This is a genomic window from Gordonia sp. NPDC003422, assembly GCF_053588675.1.
Genome location: NZ_JBSFQL010000022.1, coordinates 67,148 through 80,517 on the forward strand (window position 1 = coordinate 67,148; position 13,370 = coordinate 80,517).

Annotated in this window: 8 protein-coding genes; 1 reads left to right on the forward strand and 7 read right to left on the reverse strand. The window is 67.2% G+C overall.

Annotated features, from left to right (window positions below; genetic code table 11):
• The first annotated feature begins 144 nt into the window (after positions 1–144).
• A complete protein-coding gene (gene gcvP, locus ACWDTF_RS18290) occupies positions 145–3,036 on the forward strand; it encodes an aminomethyl-transferring glycine dehydrogenase (RefSeq protein WP_449754799.1) in 2,892 nt (963 codons plus the stop codon).
• A gap of 132 nt (positions 3,037–3,168) precedes the next feature.
• On the opposite strand, the gene ACWDTF_RS18295 is transcribed toward gcvP, so the two are convergent.
• From ACWDTF_RS18295 to gndA, 7 genes are all read right to left on the reverse strand, one after another.
• Entirely contained in the window at positions 3,169–4,359 is a 1,191-nt protein-coding gene (locus ACWDTF_RS18295) for a hypothetical protein (protein ID WP_355272898.1), read from the reverse strand.
• Between the two features lie 200 nt (positions 4,360–4,559).
• On the reverse strand, positions 4,560–6,755 hold the full coding sequence (locus ACWDTF_RS18300) for a malate synthase G (protein WP_240857158.1): 2,196 nt from the start codon (positions 6,753–6,755) through the stop codon (positions 4,560–4,562).
• Between the two features lie 129 nt (positions 6,756–6,884).
• On the reverse strand, positions 6,885–7,766 hold the full coding sequence (locus ACWDTF_RS18305) for a 3-methyladenine DNA glycosylase (RefSeq protein ID WP_240857157.1): 882 nt from the start codon (positions 7,764–7,766) through the stop codon (positions 6,885–6,887).
• The gene (locus ACWDTF_RS18310) at positions 7,763–8,839 is read right to left on the reverse strand and encodes a hemolysin family protein (RefSeq protein WP_240857156.1); all 1,077 of its coding nucleotides are present in this window, start codon (positions 8,837–8,839) and stop codon (positions 7,763–7,765) included. Before ACWDTF_RS18310 ends, ACWDTF_RS18305 begins: the two co-directional genes overlap by 4 nt.
• Complete coding sequence (locus tag ACWDTF_RS18315; RefSeq protein ID WP_355272892.1) at positions 8,832–10,262, reverse strand: hemolysin family protein; 1,431 nt, start codon at positions 10,260–10,262, stop codon at positions 8,832–8,834. Before ACWDTF_RS18315 ends, ACWDTF_RS18310 begins: the two co-directional genes overlap by 8 nt.
• A 5-nt stretch (positions 10,263–10,267) precedes the next feature.
• Positions 10,268–11,701 carry a GMP reductase gene (gene guaB1, locus ACWDTF_RS18320; protein WP_240857154.1) on the reverse strand — a complete coding sequence of 478 codons (1,434 nt, stop codon included), beginning with the start codon at positions 11,699–11,701 and terminating at the stop codon, positions 10,268–10,270.
• A gap of 19 nt (positions 11,702–11,720) precedes the next feature.
• The gene (gene gndA / locus ACWDTF_RS18325) at positions 11,721–13,178 is read right to left on the reverse strand and encodes an NADP-dependent phosphogluconate dehydrogenase (RefSeq protein WP_240857153.1); all 1,458 of its coding nucleotides are present in this window, start codon (positions 13,176–13,178) and stop codon (positions 11,721–11,723) included.
• Positions 13,179–13,370 lie beyond the last annotated feature (192 nt).

A 13,370-nucleotide genomic window follows, 5' to 3' on the forward strand; every position in this document is an offset into this window, starting at 1 on the left:
TGAAAGGTCGTCGATCGCGAATCGGTGACCGAATCTCTCAGGCGTCGGGGTCGGTGACGACCCGTTGACATGACAGAGGGGGAGGGCCAGCCCACCGGTTGGGCACAACGATGCCGACCGGAACTGTGAGAGGTTGACCCGACCATGAGCGCATCGCCATCCGAGTCGTCCGACAGCCATGTTTCCGCCTTCGTCGATCGCCACGTCGGTCCGGATGCCGACGAAACACAGCGCATGCTCGCCCTCATCGGCGTCGCGTCCCTCGACGAACTCGCCGGGCAGGTGGTGCCGGCGGTCATCACCGACGACACCGAGGCCGATGCCCTGGCCGGGTTGCCCGCACCGATGAGCGAGACCCAGGTGACCGAACGGCTGCGCGGCCTGGCGGAGACGAACACGGTCGCCCGGTCGATGATCGGTCTCGGCTACTACGACACCCATACGCCGGCGGTCATCCGCCGCAACGTGCTCGAGAATCCGGCGTGGTACACCGCGTACACGCCGTATCAACCCGAGATCAGCCAGGGTCGGTTGGAGGCGTTGCTGAATTTCCAGACGATGGTCGCCGACCTCACCGCCATGGAGGTCGCGGGAGCGTCGATGCTCGACGAGGCGACCGCGGCGGCCGAGGCGATGACCCTCATTTGCCGCGCGGGCAAGTCGAAGTCGAACCGGTTGGTGGTCGACGCCGACCTGTATCCCCAGACGCGTGCGGTCATCGACACCAGAGCCGAACCGCTCGGTATCGACGTCGTCGAGGCGTCTCTGCATCCCGGGTTGCCCGATGGTGGGCTGCCCGACGGTGAGTTCTTCGGGATCGTCCTGCAGGTGCCCGGTGCTTCCGGGCGGATCGTCGACGCCGCGCCGATCATCGACGCCGCGCACGACCGGGGTGCGCTGGTGGCGGTGGGAGCCGATCTTCTGGCGCTGACCCTCATCACGCCTCCGGGCGAGCAGGGCGCCGACGTCTGCTTCGGGACCACCCAGCGATTCGGTGTGCCGATGGGCTTCGGCGGTCCGCACGCCGGATACCTGTCGGTCCACACGCGCCATGCCAGGCAACTGCCCGGACGGCTGGTCGGTATCTCCAAGGATGCCGATGGCAACCTCGCCTACCGGCTCGCCCTGCAGACACGTGAGCAGCACATCCGGCGCGAGAAGGCGACAAGCAACATCTGCACCGCGCAGGTCCTGTTGGCTGTCATCGCCGCGATGTACGCGTCGTATCACGGTGCCGAGGGTCTGCGCGCGATCGCCCGACGAACCCACGCCAATGCCGCGCGTCTCGCCGACTGCCTCGCGGCCGCAGGGTTCGCGATCGCGCACGCGTCGTTCTTCGACACGATCGAGGTCCGCACGCCCGGGCAGGCCGACGCTGTTCTGGCACAAGCGAAGCGCCACGGCATCAACCTGCGCCGGGTGGATGGCGACGTCGTCGGGATCGCGTGCGACGAGACCACCACCGATACCGACATCGCCGCGGTGCTCGATGCCTTCAGCGCGGCATCGGTGCAGCCGAGGGGCTTCGCCGCTCCGATCGAGACGCGCACCTCGGAGTTCCTCACCCACCCGGCGTTCAATCGGTATCGCACCGAAACCGCGATGCTTCGCTATCTGCGCGCCCTGTCGGACAAGGACATCGCGCTCGATCGCAGCATGATTCCGCTGGGGTCGTGCACCATGAAGCTCAACGCCGCCACCGAGATGGAGCCGATCACCTGGCCCGGATTCGCCGGTCTGCACCCGTTCGCACCGAGTGCAGACACCGCCGGCGTCCGCGAGCTCATCACCACCCTCGAGGACTGGCTGGTGGCCGTGACCGGCTACGACCGCGTCAGCCTGCAGCCCAACGCCGGCTCCCAGGGGGAGTATGCGGGGCTTCTCGCCATTCGTGGCTACCACCGGAGTCGAGGTGAGGTCGACCGCGACGTCTGCCTGATCCCGTCGAGCGCACACGGCACCAATGCGGCGTCGGCGGTGATGGCCGGTATGCGCGTCGTGGTGGTCGCATGCCGCGAGAACGGCGATGTCGACCTCGACGACCTGACGGCCAAGATCGCGGCAAATGAGGGTCGCGTGGCGGCCATCATGATCACCTACCCGTCCACTCACGGTGTCTTCGAACACGACATCCGCGAGATCTGCGCGGCGGTCCACGACGCGGGCGGTCAGGTGTATGTCGACGGAGCCAACCTCAACGCGCTGGTCGGCGTGGCACGGCCCGGCCACTTCGGTGGCGACGTCAGTCACCTGAATCTGCACAAGACGTTCTGCATCCCGCACGGCGGGGGCGGACCGGGTGTGGGACCGGTGGCGGTGCGTGAGCACCTGGCCCCGTTCTTGCCGGGGCATCCGCTGGCGCCCGAGCTGCCGGGCGACATCACGATCTCGGCCGCGCCGTACGGGTCGGCGTCGATCCTGCCGATCACCTATGCGTATATCGCGATGATGGGTGCGGCGGGGCTGCGTCGGGCCACGATGACCGCGATCGCCTCCGCCAACTACGTCGCCGCGCGCCTCGGTGAGTACTTCCCGGTGCTCTACACCGGCGACCACGGCTACGTCGCACACGAGTGCATTCTCGATCTGCGTGGAATCACCAAGTCGACCGGCGTCACCGTCGACGATGTTGCGAAACGTCTCGCCGACTACGGTTTCCACGCACCGACGATGAGCTTCCCGGTGGCCGGAACGCTGATGGTGGAGCCGACGGAGAGCGAGAATCTCGACGAGATCGACGCCTTCTGCGACGCGATGATCGCCATCCGCGCGGAGATCGACAAGGTGGCCGCGGGCGAATGGGATGTCGAGGACAACCCGTTGCGAGGCGCTCCGCACACGTCGGAATGCCTCGTCGGAGAATGGAATCACCCCTACTCCCGCGAGGTTGCGGTCTATCCGCAGGGCCTGCCGTCGGCCGGCGCACGCGCCAAGGTGTGGCCGTCGGTGCGCCGCATCGACGGCGTGTTCGGCGACCGCAACCTCGTCTGCAGTTGTCCGCCGATCGAGGCGTTCAGCAGCACCACCGCTCCCTGAGATGGTCGGCGCGCCAAGCCTTTCCGCTGCCTGAGGTGCTCGAGGCGCCAAGCCGAGAGCCTCGAAGGCTGGGCGAGATGACAATGTCGTTTCGCCAGTGGTTTCGACACGACGCCTCGCGCCGGCGACGCGTCAGGCCGGTCCGTAGACGAGTCGGTTGATGGCCACGATCGCGCCGGGTTCGGGGCTCGGCATCGGGCTGGGGGTGCGCGGGAACGTCACCGTCGCGGTCGCGGCGGGCAGTGGTGCGTCCCCACGGAATCCGAGCGCGGTCAGCAGTCGCAACTGGTCGGGCTGGGCGGCGAACTCGACGAAGTCGGCGACGGTGTCGGTGGCCACGTCCGACACCCGGTCGTCGGTGAGTCGCACCACCGGGTAGTCGGCCACCGGAGTGGGGCCGGTCGGCAGGAGTTCGGCGAGACGGGCCTGCGCGTCGTTGCGGGTCTCCTGATAGAGCTTCTGTTCGGTGATCGGCACCGCGTGGATGCGGGTCGACGATGGGTCTCCCGACCCCTCCGCGATGACGCGGGCGGCCCCGGCCGGGGTTCCGTCGGGTGACAACGGTGCGCCCTCGAGCAGGGCTTGCACGCTGAATCGCACCCGCTCCGATGCCGCATCCTGCGTGGTGAGCGCGCCGGTTGTCCGCGTCACCTGGGCGGCCACCGCCTGCGCGGCGAGCGCACTCGAGTCCGATTGCCGCTCGGTGGGCATCGCCATGCGCAGCGATCCCCAGCCGGGCAGGCCGACGTCGGCGAGGCTCGCGTCGCGGCGCTGCAGGGTGGGCAGCTGCGACCAGTCGAGCTTTCCGCCCAGCTGCTGGTTGAAGGCGGGGGACACCGCCAGCACCACCGGGGAGGTGACCAGCGAGCGGGGAGTTCCCTCGATCGCAGTGGGTTTCACGGCCGACAGGTTGGCCGCCCACACCGACGACTGCGGAATCCACGCTGCCGGGTAGGTCCCCATCGACGCGTCGTCCCACGTTCCGGCGAGCGCATCCGCGGTGATCTTCGCGTCGGCGTCGGGACGAATCGTGACAGTCACACAGTGATCGCGCACCACGGGGTTGGTCTTGGCATAGTTGGCCGCGATCTCGGTCAGTCCGGGTGCGAGGTCGGCGTCGGTGCGGATGGTCACCGTCTCCCGGCCCTCGACGCAGGAGCCGGCTGCCTCGTCGGCCTCCCGATCGATCCGGTCACCGAGATGCTGCCAGGCCACGATGATCGCGGCGACGAGAATGATCGACAACAACGCGAAGACCAGTCCCCGGCTCACACCCCGGCTCCGGATCCCGCCACCGCTGCCGGTACTCCGATGATGCGCCAAGGTCGGTGCCCCTCCGTGCTGTCGTGCCGGTCTCGATCGGTCGGTGACCGCGACACGAACACGCACAGCGTGCGAGACCCATCACACACGCAGAAGCGGTCACCAGGGTCTGACGATACCGCCCCGACCGCCTACCGCGGGGATGCGCGGTAGGCGGCCGGGGCGTCGTCTATCGTCTCGGAGACTTCCGGGCCGGGTGATCAGACCGTCGCGGCGGCCTTGAACTCGCGGCGACGGCGATGCAGGATCGGCTCGGTGTAGCCGCTCGGCTGCTTCGCACCCTCCAGGATCAACTCCTTGGCGGCCTGGAAGGCGATGCTCGAGTCGAAGTCGGGAGCCATCGGCCGGTACTCGGGATCACCCTCGTTCTGCCGGTCCACCACCGGCGCCATCCGCTTCAGGGCGGCCACCACATCGTCGGCGGTGACGATGTCGTGGTGAATCCAGTTCGCGAGCAGCTGGCTGGAGATCCGCAGCGTCGCCCGATCCTCCATGAGCGCGATGTCGTGGATGTCGGGAACCTTCGAACAGCCCACGCCCTGGTCGATCCAGCGCACGACGTACCCGAGGATCGACTGACAGTTGTTGTCGAGCTCCTCTTTCTTCTCCTCGTCGGTCCAATCCGTCTTGGGCGCAAGCGGAATGGTGAGGATGTCGTCGACCGACGCCGGATCGCGCTTGGCGATCTCGTCCTGACGCTCGAAGACGTCCACCAGGTGGTAGTGCATGGCGTGCAGGGTCGCGCCGGTGGGCGACGGCACCCACGCGGTGCTGGCGCCGGCCTTGGGCTGACCGATCTTCTGCTCCACCATGTCGGCCATCAGATCGGTCATGGCCCACATGCCCTTACCGATCTGCGCGCGGTGCTGCAGCCCGGCGTGCAGACCGATGTCGACGTTGGAGTCCTCGTAGGCGAGCATCCACTTCTGCTGCTTCATCTCGCCCTTGCGGATCATCGCACCGGCCTCCATGGAGGTGTGGATCTCGTCGCCGGTGCGGTCGAGGAAGCCGGTGTTGATGAACACGACACGGCTTTCGGCCGCCTTGATGCAAGCCTTCAGATTCACCGTGGTGCGGCGCTCTTCGTCCATGATGCCGACCTTGAGGGTGTTCTCGGGCAGACCGAGGACCTTCTCCACTCGGCCGAACAGTTCGACGGTGAAGGCGACCTCGTCCGGGCCGTGCATCTTCGGCTTGACTATGTAGATCGATCCCGTACGCGAGTTCTGGACACCGGCGTCGGTCGACAATCCGTGAACGCCGATGAGCGAGGTGAACAGCGCATCCTGGATGCCCTCGCCCACCTCGTTGCCGTCGGCGTCGAGGATGGCGTCGTTGGTCATCAGGTGACCGACGTTGCGGACGAACAGCAGGGACCGTCCGTGCAGGTCGAATCCGGTGCCGTCGGGTGCGTTGTACTCACGGTTGCCGTTGAGGACACGCGTGAAGGTCTTGCCGCCCTTGGTGACCTCTTCGGACAGGTCGCCCTTGTTGAGGCCCAGCCAGTTGCGGTAGCCGAGCACCTTGTCGTCGGCGTCGACGGCGGCCACGGAGTCCTCGAAGTCCATGATCGTCGTGATAGCCGACTCCATAACGACATCCTTGATGCCCGCTGGATCGGTCTTGCCGATCGGCGAGGTCGGGTCGATCTCGATGTCGAGGTAGAGACCGTTGTTGCGGAGCAGGATCGACGACGGTGAGGTCGCATCGCCGCGGTAGCCGGCGAACGCCGACGGATCGGCGAGCGTCGAGGTGGTGCCGTCGGCCAAGGTGACCTGAACCGACGCGGCATTGTCGGCGCTGCCGGCACTGGTGATCGCGAAACCGGTGACGTCGGTGTAACTGCACTGCTCGAGCGGAACTGCCTTGTCGAGGAAGTCCTTCGCGTACGCGATGACCTTGTCGCCGCGAACAGTGTTGTAGGTCTTGCCCTTCTCGGCGCCGTCGGTCTCCGGGATGACGTCGGTGCCGTAGAGCGCGTCGTACAGCGAACCCCAGCGCGCGTTGGACGCATTGAGTGCGAACCGCGCGTTGAGGACCGGCACGACGAGCTGCGGACCCGCGGTCTCGCTGATCTCGCGGTCGACGTTGGCGGTGCTGATCTGGAAGTCGGCCGGCACATCCACCAGGTAGCCGATGTCGGTGAGGAAGGCCTTGTAGGCGTCGAAGTCCAGGTCACCCTTGTGGTCGCGGTGCCACTGGTCGATCTTGGCCTGCAGGTCGTCACGTACGGCGAGCAGCTCTCGGTTGCGCGGTGCGAGGTCGGCGATGACCGCAGCCGCACCCGACCAGAAGGCGTCCTTGTCGACCCCGGTACCCGGGAGGGCCTCGTTGTTGATGAAGTCGTAGAGAACGGAAGAGACCTGCAAACCGTCGACGGTGATCCGGTCGGACATGTCAGCCTTTCTGCGCAATCTCATCGCGGTCGGACCGTGGGCAAAGGCGTCCGCCTCGGTCCGGGCGAGGAGTATCGGTGTATTCGATCGTAACCATGCTACTCGTCGGTAACGGGCGTCTTCACCTGGCTAACCGGTTAGGTGACCTGCTACACGCTCTCCGAGCAGAGCACGTCCGCGTTCGACGACAGCGGCCCGAACCACCGCGCCCCGCTCGGCGATCGCGGTCTGCTCGCGGGCATAGGCAGCCCGACCCTCGGGTGTTTCGATCGCGACCGGCGGGTAGCCGAACTCACGCAGGTCGTACGGGCTCGCTCGCATGTCGAGTTCGCGGGCCGACAACGCGACCTCGAACGCATCGAGGGTCAGTTCCGAAGGCAGAAATGGAGTCATCGTGAGGCACGCCCGATAGAGGTCCATCGTGGCGTGCAGGCATCCCGGCTGTTCGTGTGTGGCCTGCGTGTCTCGAGACAGCGGCGCCGCGTTGCGGGGTCGGGCGTCGTCGGTGAAGAACCGGAACGCGTCGAAATGGGTGCAGCGCAGTGGCATCGACTCGACCACCGAATCGGTGCCGGCACTGCCGAGCCGAAGCGGGACGGCGTGCCGGGTGGCGTCGGTTCGGTAGACCATCGCCCACTCGTGCAGGCCGAAGCACCCGAAACGGGGGGATCGGCCCGCCGTGACCGCCAAGAGTTCGACGGTTGCGCGGATCTTCTCCGACCGTCGGACGAGGTGGTCGGGATCGGCGGTGACGCCACCATCCACCCGGTGGTAGCCGCGCAACGCCAGGTACTCGTCGGCGTCGCACAGCACGGTGTCGAGGCCGGGATGCCACCGCTGGACGTGCGCCGGACGCGACGAATAGTAGGTGAACAGAAAATCGAGCACGGGATGCTTGACCCCGCTGCGCCGCGCACGCAAGTACGGCCCGACGAGCCGCTCGACGCGGTCGGCGTAAGCGTCACGACGAGCGTGCCACTGAGCGGGCGTGAGGATGGCCGGGGCGTTCACACGCGATGCGTCTCGTCCCGAACGGTCCCGACGAATTCCTCCACGAGGTCGGCGAGCGCGACGACACCGATGGTGCGCCCACTCTCGTCGACGACCGCGCCGAGGTGCGAACTCGTCCGCCGCAGTGCTCCGGTGGCCTCGTCGAGCGGGGTGGTCGACGAGATCACCGGCAGCGGTCGGATCTTGTCGACACCGATGATCGTCTCCGGTCCGATGCGCTCGTCGAGGATGTCGTCGAGCACGTCCTTGAGATGGAGATACCCGGTGAAGGTGCCGTCGGAACCGCGCACCGGGAATCGGGAGAACCCGGTGTCGCCGACCGCCTTCTCGATCGACCCCAGGGTCGGTCCGGTACCGCCGGTCGCGGCATCGCGTTCGATCTCGACGCTGCGCATCTTGTCGAGCGGGATCATCACCTCGGCCACCGCGCGGCTCACCGAGCTGAGTGCACGGGTGAGCCGTTCGTGTTCCTCGGCGTCGATGAGTCCCTCTTCTTCGGACTCGCTGAGCATCTGGGCGAGTTCGCCGGTCGAGACGGTGGCGTCGAGTTCGTCCTTCGGCTCGACGCGCATCAGCCGCAGCGAGGAATTGGCCAGCCAGTTGTAGAACCCGATGAGCGGACGCATGATCCGGATGAACCCGAGATGCGGCGGAACCAGCCACATCGCTGCGGTTTCGGGTCCAGCGAGCGCGATGTTCTTGGGCACCATCTCCCCGAGCAGGATGTGCAGCACCACCACCAACGACAACGCGATGGTGAACGCGATGGGATGCAGCAGCGCGGTGGGCACGTGGGCGAGATGCAACGGCTTCTCGATGAGGTGTGCGACCGCCGGCTCGGCGACCCGGCCGAGCAGGATCGAGCAGATCGTGATGCCGAGTTGCGCACCGGCCAACATCAGTGACAGGTGTTCACCGGCACGAATGACGGTGCGAGCGCGCGTCTTCCCGCTCTCCTCGAGCGCCTCGAGGCGGTCGCGCCGGGCCGAGATCAGCGAGAACTCGGCGCCGACGAAAAACGCGTTACCCGCGAGCAGCGCGACCGCGAGCAGGACACCCCACACGTCACCCATCGGCACTCACCCCTCGCTGGGCCGGTGCGGAGACCTCGACCGCTGATTCGCCATCCGAGATGGGCTGCAATGAGACGACGTCGACCCGCCGTCCGTCCATCTGCCGGACGGTCGCCCGCCACCGGGTGACAGGTCCGTCGGGAAGGTCGTCCTCATCGTCGTCGTGATCGTCGACACCGGCCGTGCGGTCAGGGAGTTCGACCGTGTCGCCGGCCTCCGGGATCCGGCCGAGTACGAACATCACGAGACCGCCGAGCGTGTCGTAGGGGCCGTCAGGAGCGTGATACCCGACCGCGTCTGCTACTTCGTCTATCCGGAGCAGGCCCGCGCAGAGATACCCCTCACCCTCGACCTGGACGTCGGCTCGTTCGTCGTCGTGTTCGTCGGTGACGTCGCCGACGATCTCCTCGATCAGGTCTTCGGTCGTCACGATGCCTGCCGTACCGCCGTACTCGTCGATGACCACACACAGCTCCATGCCGTCGGCGCGGATCTGTTCCATCAGCGAATCACCGTCGAGGCTTGTCGGTACCCGTGGCACCGGGCGGGCGATCGAAGCGATCTGTGTGGTCGCCTGCTCTTCGGGCGCGACGGTGAATGCCTGCTTGATGTGGACGACGCCGACCAGATCGTCGAGGTTCCCGTCGATGACCACCGGGAACCGGGAATGACCGGTCCGGGACGCCGCGACGACGAGGTCGCGCACGTTGTCTGCCTGGTCGAGGCAGACAACGGTGACCCGCGGCGTCATCAGGTCCTCGGCAGTGAGTTCGCCGAACCGCAACGAACGGTCGACGAGTGTCGCCGTGTCGGCGTCGATGGCGCCGGCGCGTGCCGAGTTGCGAACGAGCGACACCAGTTCCTGTGGGGATCGTGCCGAGCGCAATTCCTCGGCCGGCTCGACGCCGAGACGCCGGACCAGCCAGTTCGCGGACCCGTTCAACCCGTTGATGGCCCAGCGGAAGGCTGCCGAGAACAAGGTCATCGGTCCGGCTGTGTACCGGGCCACCGCGAGTGGTTTGGCGATCGCGAGGTTCTTCGGGATCAGTTCGCCGAGCACCATCGACAGCGAGGTCGCGATGATCAAGGCGAGTGCCAGCGCGATACCCGCCGCCACCGAGGGTCCCAGACCTGCGGACTCGAGTGCCGGCGTGAACAGCGTCGCGAGCACCGGTTCGGCGATGTAGCCGGTGATCAGGGTGGTGATGGTGATGCCGAGTTGGGCACCCGACAGTTGAAACGACAGGCTCCGATGCGCCCGGTCCACCATGCGTGACCGGCGGTCACCGCGGGTGGCCACATCGTCGGAGATGGTCGATCGCTCCAGCGCGGTCAGCGAGAACTCGGCCGCCACGAACAGTGCCGTTCCGAGTGTGAGCGCAACAAAGCCCACCAGGCCGGCGACGTAGAGAACGATGTCCATGGGACTCACCAGCCGCCCGGCAGAGGGCGTCCTTCGGCGAACCCGGCAGCGGATTGCACCCCGAGGACGACCTTGTCGTGCAGTTCGACGAGGTTGTGTGCGCCTGCGTAGGTGGCGGCGCTGCGCACGCCCGAGCAGATGTGATCGATGAGATCTTCGACGCTGGGGCGTTCCGGGTCGACGCGGATTCGGGAACTCGAGATGCCCTCCTCGAACAGGGCCTTGCGTTCCCGGTCATAGGCGCTGTCGTTGGCGGATCGAGCCGCGACCGCCCGCTTGGACGCCATGCCGAAGCTGACCTTGTAGAGACCGTCGGCGTCGCGTTGCAGTTCGCCGGGCGACTCGAACGTCCCGGCAAACCACGACCCGACCATGACGTTCGACGCTCCGGCGGCCAGCGCGAGTGCCACGTCGCGCGGATGTCGGATACCGCCGTCGGCCCATACGTGGGCCCCGTGATCCTTTGCCGCACCGGCACATTCGGCCACGGCTGAGAATTGCGGCCGACCCACTCCGGTCATCATCCGCGTCGTGCACATTGCACCGGGCCCGACCCCGACCTTCACGATCGAGGCACCGGCCTTGATGAGGTCCGCCGTGCCCTCTGCCGACACCACATTGCCCGCCGCTATCGGAACGCCGAGATCGGCGGCGGCGATCGCGTCCAGGGCGGCGAGCATCTTCTCCTGGTGGCCGTGCGCGGTGTCCACCACCAACAGATCGGCCCCGGCGTCGACGAGTGCTCGAGCCCGGCCCGCAACGTCACCGTTGATGCCCACGGCCGCCGCGATCCGCAGCCGTCCGTGAGTGTCGACATTGGGGCGGTAGATCCCGTGTCGTAGCGCACCGACCCGGGTGAGCACTCCGGCGAGTGTGCCGTCCGGATGGACCAGCACCGCCAGGCCGAGATGCAGGTCGCCGAGTGCGTCGTACACCTCACGGCCCGGGGTGTCCACCGGCAATGTCACCATCGTCGGATCCAGCACGTCGCGCACCCGGGTGAACCGGTCGATGCCGGCGCACGCCTGTTCGGTGACGATGCCGATCGGTGTGCGCTCTGCCACGACGACGGCCGCGCCATGGGCGCGTTTGGGCAGCAGAGCCAGCGCGTCGGACACCGAATTGTCGCCGGTGAGGACGACCGGGGTGTCGGCGACGAGGTGCCGGGACTTCACGAACGTGATCGACTCGGCCGCGGCCGCCAGCGGCAGATCCTGGGGCAGGACAACCAGACCGCCGCGCCGCGCAACGGTCTCGGCCATTCGCTTGCCGGCGACCGCGGTCATGTTCGCGACCACCAGCGGGACCGTCGTCCCGGTGCCGTCGGACGTCGAGATGTCCACGTCGAAGCGTGAGGTGACATCCGACCGGTTGGGCACGATGAACAGGTCGTCGTAGGTGAGGTCGTGGGTGGGCGCGTGGCCGGAGAGGAAACGCACGATCAGGTGTGACCCGCCGTCATTCGGATACTTCCGACCGGTCGCCGCTCCACAGCGTGTGGAAGGTGCCCGGCTTGTCGACACGCTGGTAGGTGTGTGCGCCGAAATAGTCGCGCAGCCCCTGGGTGAGGGCGGCCGGGAGGCGTTCGCTGCGCAATCCGTCGTAGTAGGAGAGCGACGACGCGAACGCGGGCACCGGGATTCCGAGGGTGGTGGCCGTCGCAACCACCCGGCGCCAGCTGTCGATGCCGGCCTCGACCGCGTCGCGGAAGTACGGCGCGAGCAGCAGGCTCGGCAGGTCGGGGTCCTCGGCGTAGGCCTCCCGGATGCGGTTGAGGAACTGGGCACGGATGATGCAGCCGCCGCGCCAGATCGTGGCGAGTGACCCGCGGTCCACGTCCCAGCCGTATTCGGCACTGCCGGCCGCGATCTGGTCGAAGCCCTGTGCGTAGGCGACCACCTTGGACGCGTAGAGCGCCGCCTTGATGTCGTCGACGAACGCGGCACTGTCGGTCGGGGTGCCGCCGAGATCACCTGCGGCCAGACCGCGTGCGGCCTCGCGCTGAGCTGTCGAGCTCGACAGCGCACGAGCGAACACCGCCTCCGCGATTCCCGTCGTCGGGATGCCGAGGTCGAGTGCGGACTTGACGGTCCATCGGCCGGTGCCCTTCTGGCCGGCCGCGTCGACGATGACGTCGACGAGCGGCTTGCCGGTCTCAGCGTCGACCTGGCTGAGCACCTCGGCGGTGATCTCCACGAGGTAACTCTCGAGCTCGGTGGTGTTCCACTGCCGGAACACCTCGGCGATCTCCGTCACGGGGAGGTCCAATGCTTTGCGCATCAGGTCGTAGGCCTCGCCGATCAGCTGCATGTCGGCGTACTCGATGCCGTTGTGCACCATCTTGACGAAGTGGCCGCTGCCGTCGGGGCCGATGTGGGTACAGCACGGTTCACCGTCGACGTGCGCGGAGATCTCCTCGAGCAGCGGGCCGAGCGACTTGTACGATTCGGCCGGGCCGCCCGGCATGATCGACGGGCCGTTGAGGGCCCCCTCCTCACCACCGGAAATGCCGGCCCCGACGAAGTGCAGTCCCCGCTCGGCGAGTGCGGCTTCGCGACGGATGGTGTCGGTGTAGAGCGAGTTGCCGCCGTCGATGATCACATCGCCGGGTTCCATCACGTCGGCGAGTTCCTCGATGACGGCGTCGGTCGGCGCGCCTGCCTTGACCATGATGAGGGCGCGGCGCGGCCGTTCGAGTGCCGCGACGAACTCGGCCATTGTCTCGGTGCGGACGAAATCGCCGTCGCCGCCATGGTTTTCGATGAGCGCATCGGTCTTGGCGATGCTCCGGTTGTGTAGGGCCACGGTGTACCCGTGACGGGCGAAATTCCGCGCGATGTTCGAACCCATGACGGCCAGTCCGGTGACGCCGATCTGGGCCCGGGCAGACGATGACGATGACTCGACGTTGTTCATGGGCTCAAGCCTATTGCCTCGGCCCGACACGCGGCCTACTGAGTCCCGGTGAGGCCTGGGATTGTGGAGCCGGGTGGTGCCCGTCCTGCGGATGACTGAGTCCCGGTGAGGCCTGGGATTGTGGAGCCGGGTGGTGCCCGTCCTGCGGATGACTGAGTCCCGGTGAGGCCTGGGATTGTGGAGCCGGGTGGA